Source organism: Vibrio sp. 10N.286.52.C3 (genome assembly GCF_041468865.1).
Lineage (GTDB): Bacteria > Pseudomonadota > Gammaproteobacteria > Enterobacterales > Vibrionaceae > Vibrio > Vibrio crassostreae_C.
In genome coordinates, this window is sequence record NZ_JBFRJM010000022.1 from 1 (window position 1) to 20706 (window position 20706).

The 20706-nt window shown below is 44.4% G+C and carries 19 protein-coding genes and 1 tRNA gene; 11 read left to right on the top strand and 9 right to left on the bottom strand.

All coding sequences use genetic code 11. The annotated features are described in order from the left end of the window. Positions 1-155: 155 nt before the first annotated feature. The 3 genes from AB4138_RS09265 to AB4138_RS09275 all read right to left on the bottom strand — a co-directional run bounded on the left by AB4138_RS09265 (position 156) and on the right by AB4138_RS09275 (position 2571). Positions 156-1409 carry an HD-GYP domain-containing protein gene (locus tag AB4138_RS09265; RefSeq protein WP_017063746.1) on the bottom strand — a complete coding sequence of 418 codons (1254 nt, stop codon included), beginning with the start codon at positions 1407-1409 and terminating at the stop codon, positions 156-158. 83 nt (positions 1410-1492) lie between these two features. Next, positions 1493-1900, bottom strand: a complete 408-nt coding sequence (locus tag AB4138_RS09270; protein ID WP_017055297.1) for a VOC family protein — start codon at positions 1898-1900, stop codon at positions 1493-1495. 586 nt (positions 1901-2486) lie between these two features. Then, positions 2487-2571: transfer RNA gene (locus AB4138_RS09275), tRNA-Leu, on the bottom strand. A gap of 194 nt (positions 2572-2765) precedes the next feature. Here AB4138_RS09275 and AB4138_RS09280 point away from each other — a divergent pair. Beyond that, positions 2766-3242, top strand: coding sequence for an RDD family protein (locus AB4138_RS09280; protein WP_017058939.1), 477 nt, complete (start codon positions 2766-2768; stop codon positions 3240-3242). Positions 3243-3306: 64 nt separating this feature from the next. On the opposite strand, the gene lptG is transcribed toward AB4138_RS09280, so the two are convergent. Continuing rightward, entirely contained in the window at positions 3307-4377 is a 1071-nt protein-coding gene (gene lptG / locus AB4138_RS09285) for an LPS export ABC transporter permease LptG (protein ID WP_017058938.1), read from the bottom strand. A gap of 3 nt (positions 4378-4380) precedes the next feature. Beyond that, positions 4381-5481, bottom strand: a complete 1101-nt coding sequence (lptF, locus tag AB4138_RS09290; protein WP_017058937.1) for an LPS export ABC transporter permease LptF — start codon at positions 5479-5481, stop codon at positions 4381-4383. Between the two features lie 192 nt (positions 5482-5673). On the opposite strand from lptF, the gene pepA reads away from it, so the two are divergent. From pepA to AB4138_RS09315, 5 genes are all read left to right on the top strand, one after another. Next, positions 5674-7194, top strand: coding sequence for a leucyl aminopeptidase (pepA, locus tag AB4138_RS09295; RefSeq protein ID WP_017058936.1), 1521 nt, complete (start codon positions 5674-5676; stop codon positions 7192-7194). A gap of 99 nt (positions 7195-7293) precedes the next feature. Further along, on the top strand, positions 7294-7743 hold the full coding sequence (locus AB4138_RS09300) for a DNA polymerase III subunit chi (protein ID WP_017058935.1): 450 nt from the start codon (positions 7294-7296) through the stop codon (positions 7741-7743). Between the two features lie 102 nt (positions 7744-7845). Next, entirely contained in the window at positions 7846-10719 is a 2874-nt protein-coding gene (locus AB4138_RS09305) for a valine--tRNA ligase (protein WP_017063742.1), read from the top strand. Positions 10720-10947: 228 nt separating this feature from the next. Next, a complete protein-coding gene (locus AB4138_RS09310) occupies positions 10948-11352 on the top strand; it encodes a DUF2061 domain-containing protein (protein WP_017058933.1) in 405 nt (134 codons plus the stop codon). Positions 11353-11399: 47 nt separating this feature from the next. Beyond that, positions 11400-11894, top strand: coding sequence for a GNAT family N-acetyltransferase (locus tag AB4138_RS09315; protein ID WP_017066666.1), 495 nt, complete (start codon positions 11400-11402; stop codon positions 11892-11894). Between the two features lie 49 nt (positions 11895-11943). Here AB4138_RS09315 and AB4138_RS09320 read toward each other — a convergent pair whose 3' ends face one another. Then, positions 11944-12738 carry a glycosyl hydrolase 2 galactose-binding domain-containing protein gene (locus AB4138_RS09320; RefSeq protein WP_017058931.1) on the bottom strand — a complete coding sequence of 265 codons (795 nt, stop codon included), beginning with the start codon at positions 12736-12738 and terminating at the stop codon, positions 11944-11946. A 125-nt stretch (positions 12739-12863) separates the two neighbouring features. Beyond that, positions 12864-13280 (bottom strand): ribonuclease E inhibitor RraB, encoded by a 417-nt coding sequence (gene rraB / locus AB4138_RS09325; RefSeq protein ID WP_017058930.1) that lies wholly within the window; start codon positions 13278-13280, stop codon positions 12864-12866. A gap of 576 nt (positions 13281-13856) precedes the next feature. On the opposite strand from rraB, the gene arcA reads away from it, so the two are divergent. The 5 genes from arcA (at position 13857) to AB4138_RS09350 (ending at position 18435) form a co-directional block, all read left to right on the top strand. Next, positions 13857-15077: an arginine deiminase gene (gene arcA, locus AB4138_RS09330; RefSeq protein WP_017069412.1), complete on the top strand. Its 1221-nt coding sequence runs from the start codon at positions 13857-13859 to the stop codon at positions 15075-15077. Between the two features lie 157 nt (positions 15078-15234). After that, positions 15235-16239 (top strand): ornithine carbamoyltransferase, encoded by a 1005-nt coding sequence (locus AB4138_RS09335; protein ID WP_017066667.1) that lies wholly within the window; start codon positions 15235-15237, stop codon positions 16237-16239. A gap of 266 nt (positions 16240-16505) precedes the next feature. Next, a complete protein-coding gene (gene pyrB / locus AB4138_RS09340; RefSeq protein WP_012604860.1) occupies positions 16506-17435 on the top strand; it encodes an aspartate carbamoyltransferase in 930 nt (309 codons plus the stop codon). Between the two features lie 12 nt (positions 17436-17447). Continuing rightward, positions 17448-17909 carry an aspartate carbamoyltransferase regulatory subunit gene (pyrI, locus tag AB4138_RS09345; RefSeq protein WP_017058927.1) on the top strand — a complete coding sequence of 154 codons (462 nt, stop codon included), beginning with the start codon at positions 17448-17450 and terminating at the stop codon, positions 17907-17909. Positions 17910-18045: 136 nt separating this feature from the next. Beyond that, on the top strand, positions 18046-18435 hold the full coding sequence (locus AB4138_RS09350) for a RidA family protein (protein WP_004735319.1): 390 nt from the start codon (positions 18046-18048) through the stop codon (positions 18433-18435). A 124-nt stretch (positions 18436-18559) separates the two neighbouring features. On the opposite strand, the gene AB4138_RS09355 is transcribed toward AB4138_RS09350, so the two are convergent. Together AB4138_RS09355 and murA are read right to left on the bottom strand one after the other, a co-directional pair. Next, a complete protein-coding gene (locus AB4138_RS09355; RefSeq protein WP_017058926.1) occupies positions 18560-19285 on the bottom strand; it encodes a 1-acylglycerol-3-phosphate O-acyltransferase in 726 nt (241 codons plus the stop codon). Positions 19286-19437: 152 nt separating this feature from the next. Further along, a complete protein-coding gene (murA, locus tag AB4138_RS09360; RefSeq protein WP_372305775.1) occupies positions 19438-20703 on the bottom strand; it encodes a UDP-N-acetylglucosamine 1-carboxyvinyltransferase in 1266 nt (421 codons plus the stop codon). Positions 20704-20706 lie beyond the last annotated feature (3 nt).

Consider the following 20706-nt stretch of genomic DNA (forward strand, 5'->3'; position numbering starts at 1 on the left):
GAGGCGGCATTATAGAGATGCCGCTCATATTGGCAAGCAATAAATGCGTTTTTTATTAAAAAAAGAGGTTAAGCGAAGACATTTCAACCAAGGGCTTATTTATACCACTTTCACCCCAAGTTTCGAACAAATTACCCACAACGACCTGTGGATAACTACTCTCCACTATCAAAAAAGTAAGATAAACGAGCCCTAGGGTTTAGATACTCTCGAACTTGTTCAGGTAATTTGCTTGGATGAACGGCATTAACGATTTTGATCTCTTTAATAAAGAGGTCAATGATCGGAGCTTGGGTTCTTGGCACGCTAGGATCATAGATAAGTACATTTGGATAAAGCATATGTTTAGCGTTAACGGATATCACAATCCCAATCGAGTCATTTGAAAGCTGTACTACAGTTCCTGGTGGATAGACTCCCATGAACTTAACTAACAGCCCCAAGTTATCTTGGCTATATAGATGCTTGCAGCTCTTATATAGGTGGGACAGTGCCAAATACGGGATCATTTGTTGAGATTGCGTTTTACCATGGCAAAGGTTATCAAATGCATTAGCCACGGCGACTATCTTGGCAAATTCATCAATCTCATGTTCTTTTAAGCCCTCGGGGTAGCCAGAACCATCATTCATCTCATGATGTTGAGCGATCACCTTTTTAGCACTTTCAGGAAAGTCATCAATTGCCGATACAATATCCGCACCGTATTTAGTATGAAGCTTCAGGTAGTTCTCTTCTGGCACCGTTAGTGCACTCTGCTTTCTTAGTATCGCGACTGGTATTTTGATCTTGCCTACATCGTGAAACAACGCTGCGAATGAGAGGTCTTTCAATTGCTGTGTGTTATAGCCTTTGGCCTTTCCTATCATCAGTGCAACAACCGAAACATTTAGAGTATGAAAGTAAATATCTTCGAAATCTGCTTTAGCATTCATAAGGTGCAAGGTGACGTTATCATCGCTCACTAGAGTTTCAACGATATCATCAACAAGAGCCTTAACCTCCCCTACCGCATCTAAAGGTCTGTTACGGATCTTGGTCATCACAGATCGCATTCGAGCAAGCGAACGTTCAAACTCTCTCTCACAATGACTCACCCTGCGGCGGTAAGAGCTAAGGGTTTCGATACGCTCATGCTTATCTTTCCACATTCTTTCCGTTTCAAGGCTTACCTGTGAATCAATATCGACTTCTTGTTCACCTACGTGATTAACAGGTAAAGGTGAGGTATCACTTTGACTCAGGTTTATATAGACGTGCTTAATCCCAAGATGTCGAATTACTTTTACTTGAGCGTCATCTTTGATTTTAAAGCTGTTGAATAAAAATGGGTGTTCATTCCATTTTACGGGGAGTCGTATATGCAGACCGGGCTGAATGCGATCTACGGTAATCTTTATGCTGCCCATTTTTATATATAATATTGATGATTAATCTCTATTTATAATTCTAATAAAACCAAGCAGCAATTTCACTATCCAATTTCACAGGCTCAACTTAAAGAGTCGCAGTGCACCATCCAGCGTATACCGAATTTATCTTCTACTTTGCCAAATCGAGCCCCCCAAAAAGTATCTGCGAGTGGAGTCATTATCCGCCCTCCCTTCTTGAGCTTTTCAAAGATTTGTTCTTGAGTCGCGGTATCTTCAGTCACAAGAGAGAGAGCGAGATTGTTGCCTTCAAGTTCTTTTGCCTTAACACCATCAGACATCATCAGCTTCATACCAAACGCTTCGAACTCAGCATGCATAACCCAATCAGGTTGAGCGCCCTCGATTACCTGTGGTGCATCACTAAAAAGCTGCTTAGATAAAACCACACCACCAAAACACTTGTGATAAAAATCCAACGCTTCATTACAACGACCATCAAAAAACAAGTAAGGGGTTACTGTCAGCATATCTATCTCCTCTGTTAGTCCTTTAAACATAGACAATAGAAAAGAGAATGACAGGTAACATCATGATTTAAGATAATTAATTCATTATCAGATCGAATAGCGAAGGGAAATTATGAGATTTAGGAGTGAAACATCAAGATCTGTCTGATTGAAGAGCAACTGCAACGACACGCCGGATTTCAAATTCACATACGTCCAAAACATAGAAAGGTCGCTATAAAAGCGACCTTTCTATGTTTGGTACCGATAGGCGGACTGATTGGACAGGCATTCTTGCCGCCACCGTGAAGGCAATGCTTCCTATACCCCAGATACAACAAAGCCCCGATTTTCATCTAGGCTTTGTCATTTAAATATGGTGCCGGTAGGTGACTTGACTGGGCTTGCATCCAAGCCGACACGCTGGATTTAAAATTCACAAACGCCCAAAACGACGAAAGGTCGCTATAAAAGCGACCTTTCTATGTTTGGTACCGGTAGGCGGACTGATTGGACAGGCATTCCTGCCGCCACCGCGAAGGCAACGCTTCCTATATCCCAGATACAACAAAGCCCCGACTTTCGTCGAGGCTTTGTCATTTAAATATGGTACCGGTAGGCGGACTTGAACCGCCACGCCCGAAGGCAACGGATTTTGAATCCGTCGTGTATACCAATTTCACCATACCGGCATTATCTTGGGGCATTGCCCTTTCGATGTTTGGCATTATACGTATGCGAACTGATGTGGCAAGTATAAAAACTTGAATTCATGTGTGTTTGCCGATAATTTCGCCACTAAGTCATAAGCTGTGCGTCATGTCTCTTTTCAGGCTAAGCCTTAAACTATATTCTGACGCCTCAATTTTTAAAGAAGTAATAACACATGACATCAACAAACACTCTGCCACCAGCAGGAGTCATGCGCCGATTTGGTGCCTTGTTCTACGACGCTCTGATCGTAATCGCTATTGAAATGTTGGCGGCTGGCGTCATTGTCGCTCTACTGCACGCGCTCATGGCTCTCGGCATTTTTAACCACAGCGGTTATGCCGATGTTAGTGACTTCTTAACCAACCATCCGATTTGGAGCCCTGCATATACCTTTTACTTAGTCGCCGTTTGGGTATATTTCTTCGTGTTCTTCTGGACTAGAGCTGGTCAAACTCTCGGCATGAGAGCTTGGAAGCTGCGCGTTCAAAACAAAGATGGCTCAGCGATCACAGTAACTCAGGCGCTGATTCGTTTAGGTACTTCAGGTTTTGGACTGGCAAACCTATGTGTTCCATTCGATCCTGAAAAACGTGGCTTTCACGATATCTGGGCAAAGACCGAAGTCGTTGTGTTACCACAAGCACGATAATGTGATTTAAGTTAGCTCCAATCAAGATCAAAAAAGGAAGGCGTTATGCCTTCCTTTTTACTATTTACAGTTTCCGCCTCAAGAGCATGATGGCAATTCCAAGGAACACCACGCTCGGGGCTATTGCGCCAAAGGCGGGTGGTATTTGATAAACCAAACTCACTGGGCCAAAGAACTCACTGGATATATAGAAGGTAAAGCCAGCAATAACACCTGACAAAATCCTCGCACCCATGGTCACACTACGCAAAGGACCAAAGATAAACGACAGTGCCATCAACATCATAACCGCGATCGAAATTGGCTGGGTTATCTTTCTCCACAGCGCCAATTCATAGCGTGATGCATCTTGCTCTGACGCCTTCAGATAAGAAACATAATCATACAACCCACTTAACGATAGCTCTTCTGGTTTAACCGTTACTATCGCCAACTTATCTGGAGCTAATGACGTTTCCCAAGAGTAAGTCGGTAAACTTTCTTTAGTAATTTGAAGTTCGTTTTCAAAAGACGTGATCTCTACATCCTTCATCGTCCACACGTTGTCTCCAACGTAATCAACTTCGTCAGAATAAATAGCGGTTTTAAGTGCCTTGTTTTCATCAAAGCGCCACATGTTCATTCCATATAGCTTCTGGTCATCGATTTTGACAATGAAGATGAAGTCATTGGCATCACGAGCCCAGACACCACTTTGCGTCGAAATAATATTACCACCAGCAATCGAGATAGTTCTTAAATCACGAGCCATTTTCTGCGCTTGCGGTGCTCCCCATTGACCAAGCAATGTCACCACGATCATCAGTGGAATAGCTGTTTTAAGTACTGATAGGCCGATATCTAACTTAGAGAAACCAGCTGCCTGCATAACGACAAGCTCAGAACTTGCAGCAAGCATACCAAGCCCTATCAATGCGCCAAGCAATGCAGCCATTGGAAAGAACATTTCGATATCACGAGGGATACTCAATAAAACGAAATACAGCGCTTGTAATAGATCGTATGTACCACGGCCAACTTTTCTTAGCTGTTCTACATATTTGATGATCCCAGAGAGACCAACAAACGTCACCAATACCAGTGACGTCGTTGCGATGATGGTTCTGCCTATATATAAATCGAGAATCTTAAACACGGCTTAAGCCAACCTCTTATTCTTGAATTTTTCTTTCAAACGCCTTACTGGCACGCTATCCATAAAGTTGGCACCAATCGCGACAAATAACAATAACGCATTGATTGGCCACATGCCGATTACCGCAGGAATGCTCCCCTCTTCGATTGAAGACTTGGTTGCACTGATTGCTAAGAAATAGGTGAGATAAATCAGTATTGCTGGGCCGATTTTCGCAAAACGACCTTGTCGAGGGTTTACCGCAGACAGTGGCACGACAAGCATGGTCAACAATGGAATACAAAGTACCAAAGAAATACGCCACTGCAACTCTGCTTTCGCACTATTATTTGAGTTACCAATCAGTTCAAGCGTAGGGATCGCTTCCCAGTCTCGACCTTTCTTCTCAACTTCACGCTGACCAATCAGGCCTTCGTATTCTTCAAAGTGCGTCACCCTGTAGTCGAGGCGAGTCGGAATGCCTTCATGACGAGTACCATCGTACATTACGATCACTTGGCGACCATCACTGAGCTCTTTTACATCACCTGACTTCGAGAACATCACACTTGGCAGTACAGAATCACGCGGACGCATTTGAGCTACGAACACGTTTTCTAACTTATTACCGTCGATATCATCAATAAACACGACAGAAGAGCCATCCGGCGTACCTTCAAACTTACCTTTTGGCAGTAAATCCACACTGTTCTCTGCAGCCACTTCTTCATACATTTGCTCAACTTTATCTTGCGACCAAGGAGACAGCCAAAATGAGTTAAAAGCAGCAACAGATGCTGTGATTAAGGCCAAGTAAAGTGCAGATTGAATAAGGAATTTATTACCAATACCAGTCGCGTTCATTACGACTATTTCACTTTCAGCGTAAAGGCGACCAAAAGTAAGTAAAATACCAATATAGATACTGAGTGGAAGCATCAATAAGCCCATCGCGGGCATATTTAAGCCAACAATCGATAATATGAGGCTCGCTGGGATATCACCATCAGAGGCGTCCGCTAAAACACTGATGAATTTTTGGCTGAGAAACACGAGAAAGAGAACAAAAAAGATCGCAAATTGGCTCTTGATTGTCTCGCGGATCAAATATCTAACAATAATCACGCTCAAATTACCTATACAAAACTTGTTTTTTTGATTGAATCACTATAATTTCCCGTTGAACCTTTTATTTTTTTAAATTTTTAGCTAAGTGTTAGCGTTCTTCTTTAAGGTTAGTTCCATTATAGGATCCAACAAGTAAGAACCCATTATCTAACATTTAGTTCGATTTGTCTTCAGGATGTAGGAGTACGCATGGAGTTCAGTGTAAAAAGTGGCAGCCCAGAGAAACAACGCAGCGCATGTATCGTTGTCGGTGTATTCGAACCGCGCCGCCTTTCTCCAGTCGCCGAGCAATTAGATAAGATTAGCGATGGCTATATTAGTTCACTGCTTCGTCGCGGTGATCTAGAGGGTAAACCTGGCCAGATGCTACTACTGCATCAAGTACCTGGTGTACTTTCAGAACGTGTTCTACTGGTAGGCTGTGGTAAAGAGCGTGAGCTAGGCGAGCGTCAATACAAAGAAATTATCCAAAAAACCATCAGTACACTAAACGAAACAGGTTCTATGGAAGCTGTATGTTTCCTTACAGAACTTCACGTTAAAGGTCGCGACACTTATTGGAAAGTTCGCCAAGCGGTAGAAGCGACTAAAGATGGTCTTTACACATTTGACCAATTCAAGAGCAACAAGCCAGAGACTCGTCGCCCACTACGTAAATTGGTATTCAATGTACCAACACGTCGCGAATTGAGCCTGGGTGAGAAAGCAATCTCTCACGGCCTTGCTATTGCTTCAGGTGTAAAAGCGTCTAAAGATCTAGGCAACATGCCACCAAACATCGCAAACCCTGCTTACCTTGCTTCTCAAGCTCGTCGTTTAGCCGACGATTACGAGACAGTGAAGACTAAGATCATTGGCGAAGAAGAGATGGAAAAACTGGGTATGACATCATACCTAGCAGTTGGCCGTGGCTCTAAAAATGAATCGATGATGTCTATCATGGAATACAAAGGCGCTCCGGATCCAGATGCGAAGCCGATTGTATTAGTAGGTAAAGGTCTGACTTTCGATTCAGGCGGTATCTCGCTTAAGCCTGGTGAAGGCATGGATGAGATGAAGTACGACATGTGTGGTGCGGCGTCTGTATTCGGTACAATGAAAGCACTGGCTAAGCTGAACCTGCCTATTAACGTGGTTGGTATCCTAGCCGGTTGTGAAAACATGCCGGGCAGCAATGCTTACCGTCCAGGTGATATCCTAACGACAATGTCAGGCCAAACGGTTGAAGTACTCAACACTGATGCTGAAGGTCGCTTGGTTCTATGTGATGCTCTAACTTACGTTGAGCGTTTTGAACCTGACTGTGTTGTCGATGTTGCTACGCTAACTGGCGCATGTGTTATCGCTCTAGGTCACCACATCAGTGGCGTTCTATCGAACCACAACCCACTTTCTCACGAACTTGTTAATGCTTCAGAGCAAGCAAGTGACCGTGCATGGCGTCTACCAATGGCAGACGAGTACCATGAGCAGCTAAACAGCCCATTCGCTGATATGGCGAACATCGGTGGCCGTCCTGGCGGCACAATCACTGCTGGTTGTTTCCTGTCTAAATTCACTAAGAAGTACCACTGGGCACACATCGACAGTGCTGGTACAGCTTGGAAGTCAGGCGCAGCGAAAGGCTCGACAGGTCGTCCTGTCTCAATGCTAGTCCAATTCTTATTGAACCGCAGCGGCCAAGAGACTGAAGAGCAATCTTCAAAATAATAAAAAGGGCCTACGGGCCCTTTTTTAATAAGCGCTATTTGTTAGACCCTGTTAACCAAGTAACATTGATATCCACGATTTTCAGTTCGAGTATTAAGTATGCAGACTGCTACATTTTACATTGTGCCTTCAGACAGCCCGCAAGCCAGTGAAGAAGGTTTTGCTCACTATGTGCTGTTTCTTGCTCAGCACTTTGCGAAACAAGGCGCTAAACTTTACCTCAACTGTAATGACAAAGAACATGCCGAGCGTATCGCAGAGATTTTCTGGCAAGTTGAACCCAGCGAATTTATTGCGCACAACTTAGTTGGCGAAGGGCCGAAATATTCAACCAACATTGAAATCGGCTACCAAGGTGTAAAACACAATTGGAATCGTCAGCTGGTAATTAATCTGGCCGATAATCATACAACCTTTGCGAACGCCTTTGCTCAGGTGATAGACTTCGTTCCTTGCGAAGAAAAAGCTAAGCAACTCGCTCGAGAAAGGTATAAAATTTACCGTCAAGCTGGATATCAGCTACAAACTATCGAGATTCAACATCCATAGTCAAACCTCATAGTTAAAGCTATCTTTGGATTTAGATTCAAGAAGCTTCACTTATGAAGTTTGACCACGATTAACCATTCACAGTATCCGTTTAAGAGCACTATGGAAAAGACATACAACCCAACATCAATCGAACAAGCTCTGTATAAGACTTGGGAAGAGAAAGGCTACTTTAAGCCACACGGTGACACATCAAAAGAAGCTTACAGCATCATGATCCCGCCACCGAACGTCACTGGCAGCCTACACATGGGTCACGCGTTCCAAGATACGATCATGGATACGCTTATCCGTGCTCAACGTATGAAAGGCAAAAACACGCTTTGGCAAGTGGGTACTGACCACGCTGGTATCGCAACTCAAATGGTTGTTGAGCGTAAGATTGCTGCCGAAGAAGGCAAAACAAAACACGACTACGGCCGTGAAGCTTTCATCGACAAGATCTGGGAATGGAAAGGCGAATCAGGTGGCACGATCACTCAACAACTTCGTCGTCTTGGTGCATCTGTAGATTGGGATCGTGAACGATTCACTATGGATGACGGCCTATCGGCTGCGACTCAAGAAGTGTTTGTTCGTCTATACGAAGAAGACCTAATCTACCGTGGTAAACGTCTAGTAAACTGGGATCCTAAACTGCACACGGCAATCTCGGATCTTGAAGTTGAAAACAAAGACAAAAAAGGTTTCATGTGGCACTTCCGCTACCCGCTAGCGAACGGTGTTAAAACGGCAGATGGTAAAGACTACATCGTTGTTGCGACGACTCGTCCTGAAACCATGCTTGGCGATACTGGTGTTGCTGTTAACCCAGAAGATCCTCGTTACAAAGATCTTATCGGCAAAGAAATCCTACTTCCTGTTGTAAACCGTCTTATCCCTATCGTAGGCGATGAGCACGCAGACATGGAAAAAGGCACGGGTTGTGTGAAGATCACTCCAGCTCATGACTTTAACGATTACGAAGTGGGTAAGCGCAACAACCTACCGATGATCAACATCCTAACGTTCAATGCTGATATCCGTGATGCTGCTGAAGTCTTCACGACTAACGGCGAAGAAAGCGATGTTTACTCAACAGGTATCCCTGCTAAGTACCAAGGTATGGAGCGTTTTGCTGCACGTAAAGCTATCGTTGCTGAATTCGATGAGCTTGGTCTTCTTGAAGAGATCAAAGATCACGACCTGACTGTCCCTTACGGCGACCGTGGTGGCGTGGTTATCGAACCAATGCTGACTGACCAATGGTACGTGCGCACAGCACCTCTTGCAGAACCTGCAGTTAAAGCGGTTGAAGATGGTCAAATCCAATTCGTACCTAAGCAGTACGAAAACATGTACTTCGCGTGGATGCGTGACGTGCAAGACTGGTGTATCTCTCGTCAACTTTGGTGGGGCCACCGTATCCCAGCATGGTACGACAACGATGGTAAAGTTTACGTAGGTCGCACTGAAGAAGAAGTTCGTGAAAAGAACAACCTAGCGCCTGTTGTTGTGCTTAAGCAAGACGACGACGTACTGGATACTTGGTTCTCTTCTGCACTTTGGACGTTCGGCACACAAGGCTGGCCTGAAGATACTGAAGCACTGAAAACATTCCACCCATCTGAAGTACTAGTATCTGGTTTTGATATTATCTTCTTCTGGGTTGCTCGTATGATCATGATGACCATGCACTTCGTGAAAGACGAAGATGGCAAGGCTCAAGTACCTTTCAAAACTGTTTACATGACAGGTCTTATCCGTGATGAAAACGGCGATAAGATGTCTAAGTCGAAAGGTAACGTACTTGACCCAATCGACATGATTGACGGCATCGGCCTTGAAGAGCTAGTAGAGAAGCGTTGTGGCAACATGATGCAACCTAAACTGGCTGCTAAGATCGAAAAGAACACACGTAAAACATTCGAAAACGGTATCGAACCCTACGGTACTGACGCACTGCGTTTCACTCTTGCTGCTATGGCTTCAACTGGCCGTGACATCAACTGGGACATGAAGCGTCTTGAAGGTTACCGTAACTTCTGTAACAAGCTATGGAACGCAAGCCGTTACGTACTGATGAACACAGAAGAGCACGACTGTGGCATGTCACTGTCTGTAGAAGACCGTGCAAACATGGAATTCTCTCTAGCCGATAAGTGGATTGAGTCTCAGTTTGAAGTTGCAGCGAAAGAGTTTAATGCTCACCTAGACAACTACCGTCTAGACATGGCAGCAAACACGCTTTACGAATTCATCTGGAACCAATTCTGTGACTGGTACTTAGAGCTAACTAAACCTGTTCTTTGGAAAGGTACTGAAGCTCAACAACAAGCGACTCGTTACACGCTTATCACGGTTCTTGAGAAGACTCTGCGTCTTGCTCACCCTGTTCTTCCTTACATCACTGAATCTATCTGGCAGAGCGTTAAGCCGCTAGTAGACGGCGTTGAAGGCGAGACAATCATGACTCAAGCGCTTCCTCAGTTTAATGAAGCTAACTTCAATGCTGAGATCGTTGACGACATCGAATGGGTTAAGACTTTCATCACTGCTATCCGTAACCTACGTGCGGAATACGACATTGCACCAAGCCAAGGCTTAGAAGTAATGATCAAGGTTGCTGATGAGAAAGATGCCGCTCGTATCGAAGCGAACAAGATCGTTCTTACTTCTCTAGCTAAGCTAGACGATATTAAAGTTCTAGCTGATGGTGAAGAGACTCCTGCTTGTGCAACTAAACTGGTTGGCAAATCTGAGTTGATGATCCCAATGGCGGGTCTTATCGACAAAGATGCAGAGCTTGCTCGTCTAGATAAAGAAGTCGCTAAGACTCACGGCGAGATTAAACGTATCGAAGGTAAGCTAGGTAACGAAGGTTTCGTTGCTAAAGCACCAGAAGCAGTTATCGCGAAAGAGCGTGAAAAGCTTGAAGGCTACAAGGAAACTCTTGTTAAGCTTGAAGAGCAAAAAGCGACAATCGCTGCGCTTTAAAACCGAGTGAACGAGAAGGCTTCAAACTTCTCGGTCTAAATAGAAAGGTTGGTCTTGGTGACCAGCCTTTTTTTATGTCCCTGATTCCAATATTCCAATGCTTCTCACTCTAGCCGCACTGATTGATAGGTTTCATCTATCAAATTAATCTCTACTTCCCATTATACTTAATGATAATAATTCTCAATAATAGACCTATCAAAACAACACAACGACTGAGTAATTATCATGAAAAAGACACTAACCTTTGCTGCATTACATTTTACTATCGCATTTAGTGTCGCTTATGTACTAACAGGCGACATCTTAATTGGTAGCTTAATCGCTATGATTGAGCCCTCTGTGAATACTGTTGCCTTCTATTTTCATGAAAAGGCGTGGGCTCAAGTTCCAGCTCTTAAAGCACGCCAGTGGATGACCAAATTAAAAACAGCAAGCTTTGCTACCATCCACTTTAGTGTTGCCTTTACCGTTGTCTACTTGTTGACTGGAGATGCTTTCATAGGCGGCGTGATGGCTTTGCTAGAGCCAACTTTAAATACCGTTGCTTACTACTTCCACGAGAAAGTCTGGTTACGTAAATCAGGCGACCAAATGGCACAACAACAATTCTGTTTGCACCAACATGCTTAGTCACCATATATTGGGTCACATATTAGTGACCCTTTCATAGGCAGATCATGGAACAAATTGCTGAGTTCACCCTTAGACCCATTACACCGCAAGACAACCCAAGCATCGCACAAATCATTCGCCAAGTTTCGGCTGAGCATGGGCTCACAGAAGATAAAGGCTATGGCGTGGCCGATCCAACACTCGACGATATGTACTCTGTCTATAGCCAAGCGAATGCAATGTACTGGGTTATCGAACACAACGGAAAGATCGTCGGAGGCGGTGGCTTTGCCCCTCTAGCAGGTAAACCCAATGTGTGTGAGCTACAAAAGATGTACTTCTTACCGCAAACTCGAGGGCATGGCCTAGCCAAGCGAATTGTCGCTTTGAGCTTAAAGCAAGCCAAGCAACTTGGGTATCAACACATGTATTTAGAAACGACGAAGTGCTTGGGTGCTGCGGTCAAACTCTATGAGAAGCTTGGGTTTGAGCATCTTGAGTCAGCTTGGGGAGAAACAGGCCACGACGCTTGTGAGGTTGTCATGGCCAAGTCGTTATAAGCAGAATGCGCCGCTATAGCGAAAGAAGATAACGCTAAAATATACGGAGTTAACGTAGAAAGTTACTGACGCAAGAAGTTGGGTTCAAGGCAACAAAAGAACTCTCTTCTTGCCCATCAAGTACCACTTCTAATGGGTATAGATACTTGGGGTTAGGATTCTCAATATCAAAAATGATAGGAGCTTCGACCTGGAACACGACGCCAGTATGTTCAGCGCGTACATCAATCGGCATCACGAGAGTCATACCATTAAACTTGATGGATGCCGATACTAACCCCGCCTTTAGCGTTTGATAGATAACATCCACTTTAAACTCACAGCCACCACCGTGGTGCCAGATCTGCTCTGTGACAACTTGCTCTAGCTTGACGTTTCGAACGAACTGCAGGTATGGCGCTTGCCAAATCCCGATGCGTGAATCAGATTTAGCGATAGCCTGTGAAGATACAGAGTCATCCATGTCTTCTTCAAGCAATAGGCTCTCCTCTTCTTCAAGGAAAAGGATCTCGAAACGGTTTCGGCCGGACTGCATATAAGGACGGATATCTTTACGGTATTCAGCTTGGCTACCATCACAATCAAAAACAGCCACACCATTAAGTCGAACTTCAGCAAAATAATCGACTCCAGCCATCACTAACTCAACAAATGGACACGCTAACATAGCGTCATCCACTTCGATGTCGTGCATCAGGTGCCACTCTTGCTCTGCAATTTGACTTTCACTCAAGCTATCAGGGAGCTTTGAGCTTAACGGAGCCGGAAAGGTGATGTCATCTTGTGGGATAGAGAGATCCGTCAGTGGCGAAATTTGCCAAAGACCATCGAGAAGCAACCGCATATCATTCCTTGAGCTAGATCAATTTTGACCGCATTATAATGAATGAATGCATATAAAGACATTTATTTTTCTGAGGGTAAAAAAATGCCAGCTCGAGGCTGGCATTTTTTAAAATTGGGAAAGAATTACTCTTCGCCTTCATCATCTTCGTCTGGGTAGATAGCATCTTCACCTTCGTAGTAAGTGCCCCAACCGTCGTAGATAATGTCAAACTTCTCTGCAAGGTTTACAAGCTTCTCAACTTGCTCATCAATCGCTTCTGCATTCAGAGTACATTGCATCGTTGCATCACAACAAAGTAGCTTATTGCCATCTTCGTCTTCTGTCTCTTCAGCTTCAAGCACTTCAAAGCCCATTTTGAATGCTTCAACAACCGCTTTCTCAAGCACATCGAAATCTTCAGCAAATAGGTGATGCTCGATATCGTATAGAGCTTCAGGATCGCTACCATCTTCAATTAATGCTGTAATGATGTCGCGAGTCTCTTCCTTTTGAAATTCAATTAATTCCGCTACTGATAGATATTCATCTTCGTGAGACATGTGTCTGCTCCAGAGTGTTGACTATGAAAAGATCAAATTTGATTGCCACGAAATATGGCACGGATCGTCCAGAAAAGCCACCCAGATCAGGCCTAGAAAGGTAAGTTTATCGCGAGATCGCAGCGCCAATATCAATTCAAAAGTGAAATCAAAATCACAGAAACAAATTTTCAACATTTTATTAACTGCGCCGTATTTTAGCATTTCGTTTTTGTGGCCACTTTAGGGCTTATTGAATAAAACTTGCGTGATTAGTCACGTTAGGTGCATACGCTAAACCGCTTTTGGGGTGCATAAATCCTCAGCTTGTTATCAAAAAGTGCATAATAGTGAATAAAAAATCACGATTAATAAGCAAAATTCAATTCTAACAAGCCACGAATTGAGCATAGATCCTCAAAAACGTTGTTCCGTTCGATAGCCAGTTAGTTGGAATTTAATCTGTATAAACTTAAAAATAACAGGTTTTATGACCAATTATTACCCAAATACCTTGTATTAACTCAATCTACAAAACTTGCATATTACGGACAAGCTTGTCATAAATAGACGCTGGATTAATAGTAAGGATGCAAAATGAGTAAGCTGTACGTTGGCTCCGAAGTCGGTCAATTGAGACGAGTTCTCCTAAATAGACCTGAAAGAGCACTCACCCACCTCACCCCTTCAAACTGTCATGATCTTCTATTTGATGATGTACTTGCCGTTGAAGCCGCTGGTGAAGAACATGATGCCTTTGCAGAAACGCTGCGCAGCCAAGACGTAGAAGTACTACTGCTACATGACCTGCTAGTAGAAACGCTTGCCGTATCTCAGGCTCGTGAGTGGTTGCTGAATACTCAAATCTCAGATTTCCGTTATGGGCCGACTTTCGCCCGTGACTTAAGAAACTACCTTGCTCAAATGGATAATGAGCATCTAGCAACGATCTTACTCGGTGGCTTGGCCTACTCTGAGCTTCCTATCAAATCATCATCGATGCTGCCTAAAATGCATCGACCACTCGATTTCGTTATCGAGCCACTGCCTAACCACCTATTTACGCGAGATACTTCTTGCTGGGTTTACGGTGGTGTATCGCTTAACCCAATGATGAAGCCTGCACGTCAACGTGAAACGAACCACCTGCGTGCTATCTACCGCTGGCACCCAGTGTTCGCAGGCCAAGATTTCATTAAGTACTTTGGTGACGAAGACCTTCACTACGACAACGCTAACATTGAAGGCGGTGACGTACTGGTTATCGGTAAAGGTGCGGTACTGGTTGGTATTTCAGAGCGTACGAAACCACAAGGTGTCGAAAACCTAGCGGCTAGCCTATTTAGATCAGGCCAAGCGAGCGAAGTGATTGCGATCGATCTACCAAAACACCGCTCTTGTATGCACCTTGATACGGTGATGACACACATGGATATCGACACGTTCTCTGTCTATCCAGAGATCGTTCGTAAAGACCTCGACACTTGGCGCTTAACGCCAAAAGAAAACGGCGAAATGCGTGTCGAGAAAGCTGAAAACTACCTGTCAGCGATTGAAGGCGCACTAGGCCTTGATCAACTGAAGATCATCACTACCGGCGGTGATAACTACGAAGCTGAGCGTGAACAGTGGAATGACGCTAACAACGTACTGACAGTGAAACCAGGTACCGTGATTGGTTATGAACGTAATGTTTACACCAATGAGAAATACGACAAAGCGGGTATCGAAGTTCTAACGATTCCTGGCAACGAGCTAGGCCGTGGTCGTGGCGGCGCGCGCTGTATGAGTTGCCCTATCGAAAGAGATGGTATCTAAGTCAAAGAGCTCAGTTAAACAGACTCAATAATCTTATCTAGGCCAGTATTCATTTACTGGCCTTTTTTATCAAATTAATAAAATAAATATTCACAAATATAGCATTTTTATGTTTAACTAAGTTCTTCATTGATTCTATATACGCAAGGAGCGAGAGATGGCCTTTAATCTTCGCAATCGTAACTTTCTAAAACTTCTCGACTTTACTCCTAAAGAGATTCAGTTTTTACTCGACCTGTCTGCTGACCTAAAAAAAGCTAAGTATGCAGGCACTGAGCAGAAGAAACTCAACGGCAAAAACATTGCTTTGATCTTCGAGAAAGCATCAACTCGAACACGATGTGCGTTTGAAGTGGCCGCCTTTGATCAAGGTGCTCAAGTCTCTTACCTTGGCCCTTCTGGTTCTCAGATTGGTCAAAAAGAATCAATGAAAGATACGGCGCGTGTATTGGGACGCATGTACGATGGCATTGAATATCGTGGCTTTGGCCAAAGTATCGTTGAAGACTTAGGCGCTTATGCGGGCGTGCCGGTTTGGAATGGTTTAACCGATGAGTTCCACCCTACTCAGATTTTGGCTGATTTCCTCACTATGCTTGAGCATGGTCGCGGAAAACATCTGCACCAAATCAGCTTTGCTTACCTAGGCGATGCACGCAATAACATGGGTAACTCTCTGTTAGTCGGAGCCGCGAAGATGGGCATGGATATTCGCCTTGTCGCGCCTAAAGCATTCTGGCCAGAAGAGCAGCTTGTTGAAGAGTGCCAAGCTATCGCGCAAAGCACAGGTGCCAACATCACGCTGACAGAAGACGTTGCTGAAGGTGTTCAAGGCTGTGATTTCCTTTATACCGATGTTTGGGTTTCAATGGGCGAGGCCCCTGAAGCTTGGGACGAACGTGTAGCGGTAATGAAACCATACCAAGTGAATATGGATGTCATTAAGCTCACTGGCAATCCTCAAGTGAAATTCATGCACTGCCTACCCGCTTTCCATAACAATGAAACCGTGATCGGCCAGCAAGTCGCAGATAAGTATGGAATGAACGGTTTAGAAGTTACTGATGAAGTCTTTGAATCGGATTACTCAATTGTGTTTGATGAAGCTGAGAATCGCATGCATACCATCAAAGCGGTGATGGTTGCGACACTGGGTCAATAGCGAATACTGAAAGTAAACAAAAGCTTGATGTAATCGCTTGCGCTCACAAATTGAAAGCGTATAATTCTCGGCAATTTGTCTGAGAGTAGTGAAAATGACGCCAACCAATATTGTGATAAAACATAATGATATTGTGAAAACACCAAATATTGCTCGTAAGCTAAGATGCTTACCAGGCCGTCTATTCTGCTTTTCAGCACTTTTTTAAAGCCTCCCATTATGGGGGGCTTTTTTATGGCCAATACATTATTGTGGGGAAGAAGATCATGGCGAACTCGCTCTATCAAAAGCACATCATCTCAATTCCAGAGCTTTCTCGTGAAGAGCTAGAATTAATTGTTCAAACGGCAGGTCAGCTAAAGGCTGAACCAAACCCAGAACTCATCAAGAACAAAGTTGTTGCCAGCTGCTTCTTCGAACCTTCTACGCGAACTCGTCTCTCTTTTGAAACTGCGATTCAACGCATCGGTGGTGATGTGATTGGTTTCGACAGTGGTGGTAACACTTCTTTGGCAAAGAAAGGCGAAACGCTAGCGGACTCGGTACAGGTTATCTCTTCATACGTTGACGCTTACGTGATGCGTCACCCTCAAGAAGGCGCAGCGCGTCTGGCTTCTGAGTTCTCAAACGGTGTTCCTGTTATTAACGCAGGTGACGGCGCAAACCAACACCCAACACAAACGTTATTAGACCTATTCTCTATAGCTGAGACACAAGGCCGCCTCGACAACCTAAACGTTGCATTCGTTGGTGACCTTAAGTACGGCCGTACGGTTCACTCGTTGACTCAAGCACTAGCAAAATTCGACAACATCTGTTTCTACTTCGTGGCTCCAGAAGCACTAGCGATGCCAGACTACATTTGCGAAGAGCTTGATGAAGCGGGCATCAAGTACCAACTATTGACGGACATGGAAGATGTGATTCCTGAACTAGATGTCTTGTACATGACTCGAGTTCAAAAAGAGCGCTTCGATGAGTCAGAATACGCGCACATAAAATCCGCATACATCCTGACCGCTTCGATGCTGGAAAATGCACGCGATAACCTGAAGGTTCTGCACCCTCTTCCTCGCGTTGATGAAATTACTGTCGATGTCGATAAAACACCTTACGCTTACTACTTCCAGCAAGCAGAGAATGGTGTTTACGCCCGTGAAGCATTGCTAGCCCTTGTTCTTAACGAAACGCTGTAGAGGAGAGATATAATGTCTAAAGAGACTCAATTAAAAGTTGAAGCAATCAGAAACGGTACTGTTATCGACCATATCCCAGCCAATATCGGGATCAAGGTTCTAAAACTGTTCGACATGCACAACTCTCATCAGCGCGTGACGATTGGCCTGAATCTACCGTCTTCTGCACTAGGCGGAAAAGACCTGCTCAAGATTGAGAATGTGTTTATCACAGAAGAACAGGCGAGCAAGCTGGCACTTTATGCGCCTCACGCAACAGTGAATCAAATCGAAGATTACGAAGTGGTTAAGAAACTACCACTAGAACTTCCTGAGCAAATCAACGATGTGTTCGAGTGTCCAAACACCAACTGTATTACTCACAATGAACCGGTTGAAAGTAGCTTTAAGATCTTTGAAAAGAAAGAAGATATTCGATTGAAGTGTAAGTATTGCGAAAAAGTCTTCTCTCGCGAGATCGTAACAGAAAGATAACGTCATACGGCAAAGCAGACCGAATGTAAAAACTATCAAATACCTCGCCTGTGCGGGGTATTTTGCGCTTTACCTATCCAAAGTTTGAAGGCACACTGAAAATTGATTTTTATCTAATAACTGATGGAATAAACCAATGACTAAAGTACTTCACACAGAATCTGCTCCAGCTGCAATCGGCCCATACGTACAAGGCGTTGACCTTGGCAACATGGTACTGACTTCTGGTCAAATCCCAGTAAACCCAGCAACTGGTGAAGTATCTGCTGATATCGCAGAGCAAGCTCGCCAATCTCTAGACAACGTTCAAGCGGTTGTTGAAGCTTCAGGCCTGACTGTAAAAGACATCGTAAAACTAACGGTATTCGTTAAAGACCTAAACGACTTCGGCACAGTAAACGAGGTTTACGGCAAATTCTTCGATGAGCACGGCGTTGCAAACTACCCTGCACGTTCATGTGTTGAAGTAGCTCGTCTACCAAAAGATGTAGGTATCGAGATCGAAGCTATTGCGGTTCGCAAATAGCTTTTAATCTCTAGATTAAACACCTTCGGATAAACGACTTAGCGTAATGCTGAGTGTTTATTAGATACAAAAAAGGTTGCCCCGTTGGCAACCTTTTTTATTGTTCATCGTTTCGCTTAGATAATTACTTTTTATTAAGCTCAACCACTTCTTTGTCTAACTCTTCAAGTTTCGCAGCCATCTGCTCACGAGCTAGGTTAGCCAGTTCACGAACATTAGACTTGTCGTAGCCTTCAGTGCTGATTGGTGGCAGCATTTCAACAATCACGTGACCATTGTTCCAACGGTTTAGCTTCACGCCACCGGTTGAGCTACACACGATAGGGATGATAGGCAAGCCAGCACCAATCGCAGCATGGAATGCACCTGTTTTGAATGGCAGCAGACCACGGCCACGAGAACGAGTGCCTTCAGGGAACATCCAAACTGAAACATCGCTCTCTTTTAGACTCGTCACGACCTGATCAATCGTACCTACCGCTTTGCTACGGTTAGCACGGTCAATTAGGATGTTACCCGTCAACCAGTAAAGCTGACCAAATAGAGGCATCCACACTAGGCTTTTCTTACCAACAGTTACCACTTTTGGCGTTACCGCTGATGAAATCGTGAATAGATCCCAGCTGTTTTGGTGGTTCGCCACATAAACATGTTGGCCGCGAGAGTAGGCATCTTCTGGGATGCGAAGCTCTAACTTCATGCCGAAGATCTTCGACATGCGACCGAAATAACGGCCAAAGGTAAATACGTGTTTCGGGTTGCGTGGACTTAATAGGCAGTAACCACAACCAAATACAAACATAAGAATCGCAAATATCGCCACTGCGAAAATACGTAATATTGCTATCATTTTGTTCCTCACCGACCGCCAAGTTGATTCATCTATTCGCGCAAAAATGAGCAATAGATTTACTCGCGGTAAATACAACTATAAAAAAGCCGAAACCAAGGTTCCGACTTTTATGTTTTCATCTTACTGATTCATGAATCCACTAACCTAGGTTAGTTCGACTCACTAAATCGTGTAATGTTTGCGCCTAAGGCTGACAATTTATCTTCAATCTTATCGTAGCCACGATCGATGTGATAAATACGGTCAACGATGGTTTCACCTTGAGCAATACAGCCAGCAATAACAAGGCTCGCAGATGCGCGAAGGTCCGTTGCCATTACTTGAGCGCCGCTCAGTTTTTCCGTTTCACCACAGATAGCCGTGTTACCTTCGATTTCCGCTTTTGCACCCATTCGCTGTAACTCAGGAATGTGCATAAAACGGTTTTCAAAGATAGTCTCAGTGATAACACCACTGCCCTTCGCCATCATGTTAAGCAGAGTAAACTGTGCTTGCATGTCGGTTGGGAAACCAGGGTGAGGTGCCGTTACGATTTTCACCGCTTTCAGTTCACGACCCGTCATATCAAGACTGATCCAGTCTTCGCCCGTTTCAACCTTCGCACCCGCTTCTTCAAGCTTCGCTAAGGCAGCTTCAAGAAGATGAGCGTTGGTGTTGCGACAAACCACTTTACCGCCAGAAACAGCAGCAGCAACCAGGAAAGTACCTGTTTCAATACGGTCAGCAACCACAGAGTGTTGGCCACCACCAAGACGTTCAACGCCTTCGATAGTAATCGTATCTGTACCTGCGCCAGAAACTTTAGCACCCAGTTTGTTTAGGAAGTCAGCCGTATCAACAATCTCAGGCTCACGCGCTGAGTTATCGAGTACTGTTGTTCCTTCCGCTAGCGTTGCTGCACACATGATAGTAATGGTGGCACCCACACTTACTTTATCCATCACGATGTGCGCACCTTTCAGACGGCCATCAACACTTGCTTTCACATAACCATCTTCCAACTTAATGGTCGCACCTAGTTGCTCTAGACCGTGGATATGCAGATCAACAGGTCGAGCACCAATTGCACAACCGCCTGGAAGTGACACTTGGCCTTCACCAAAACGAGCGACTAGAGGACCTAAAGCCCAGATAGAAGCACGCATTGTTTTCACTAAATCGTAAGGCGCACAAAATTCATTAATTTCGCTGCCATCAACATGAACACTACCATTACGCGATACTTTTGCGCCTAAACGCTTAAGCAGTTCCATCGTAGTATCGATGTCACGTAGGTGAGGAACGTTACTTACTTCCACTGGCTCTTCAGCAAGAATTGAAGCAAATAAGATAGGTAGCGCTGCATTTTTTGCGCCTGAGATCGTCACTTCACCGCTTAGCGGCTTATCCGATCCAATAACTCGAAACTTTTCCATCAT

What these genes read in the sequence shown, in the direction of transcription:
- AB4138_RS09265 (WP_017063746.1), bottom strand. Translation starts at nt 1,409, where the DNA reads ATGGGCAGCATAAAGATTACCGTAGATCGCATTCAGCCCGGTCTGCAT.
- AB4138_RS09270 (WP_017055297.1), bottom strand. Translation starts at nt 1,900, where the DNA reads ATGCTGACAGTAACCCCTTACTTGTTTTTTGATGGTCGTTGTAATGAA.
- AB4138_RS09280 (WP_017058939.1), top strand. Translation starts at nt 2,766, where the DNA reads ATGACATCAACAAACACTCTGCCACCAGCAGGAGTCATGCGCCGATTT.
- pepA (WP_017058936.1), top strand. Translation starts at nt 5,674, where the DNA reads ATGGAGTTCAGTGTAAAAAGTGGCAGCCCAGAGAAACAACGCAGCGCA.
- AB4138_RS09300 (WP_017058935.1), top strand. Translation starts at nt 7,294, where the DNA reads ATGCAGACTGCTACATTTTACATTGTGCCTTCAGACAGCCCGCAAGCC.
- AB4138_RS09305 (WP_017063742.1), top strand. Translation starts at nt 7,846, where the DNA reads ATGGAAAAGACATACAACCCAACATCAATCGAACAAGCTCTGTATAAG.
- AB4138_RS09310 (WP_017058933.1), top strand. Translation starts at nt 10,948, where the DNA reads ATGAAAAAGACACTAACCTTTGCTGCATTACATTTTACTATCGCATTT.
- AB4138_RS09315 (WP_017066666.1), top strand. Translation starts at nt 11,400, where the DNA reads ATGGAACAAATTGCTGAGTTCACCCTTAGACCCATTACACCGCAAGAC.
- AB4138_RS09320 (WP_017058931.1), bottom strand. Translation starts at nt 12,738, where the DNA reads ATGCGGTTGCTTCTCGATGGTCTTTGGCAAATTTCGCCACTGACGGAT.
- rraB (WP_017058930.1), bottom strand. Translation starts at nt 13,280, where the DNA reads ATGTCTCACGAAGATGAATATCTATCAGTAGCGGAATTAATTGAATTT.
- arcA (WP_017069412.1), top strand. Translation starts at nt 13,857, where the DNA reads ATGAGTAAGCTGTACGTTGGCTCCGAAGTCGGTCAATTGAGACGAGTT.
- AB4138_RS09335 (WP_017066667.1), top strand. Translation starts at nt 15,235, where the DNA reads ATGGCCTTTAATCTTCGCAATCGTAACTTTCTAAAACTTCTCGACTTT.
- pyrB (WP_012604860.1), top strand. Translation starts at nt 16,506, where the DNA reads ATGGCGAACTCGCTCTATCAAAAGCACATCATCTCAATTCCAGAGCTT.
- pyrI (WP_017058927.1), top strand. Translation starts at nt 17,448, where the DNA reads ATGTCTAAAGAGACTCAATTAAAAGTTGAAGCAATCAGAAACGGTACT.
- AB4138_RS09350 (WP_004735319.1), top strand. Translation starts at nt 18,046, where the DNA reads ATGACTAAAGTACTTCACACAGAATCTGCTCCAGCTGCAATCGGCCCA.
- AB4138_RS09355 (WP_017058926.1), bottom strand. Translation starts at nt 19,285, where the DNA reads ATGATAGCAATATTACGTATTTTCGCAGTGGCGATATTTGCGATTCTT.
- murA (WP_372305775.1), bottom strand. Translation starts at nt 20,703, where the DNA reads ATGGAAAAGTTTCGAGTTATTGGATCGGATAAGCCGCTAAGCGGTGAA.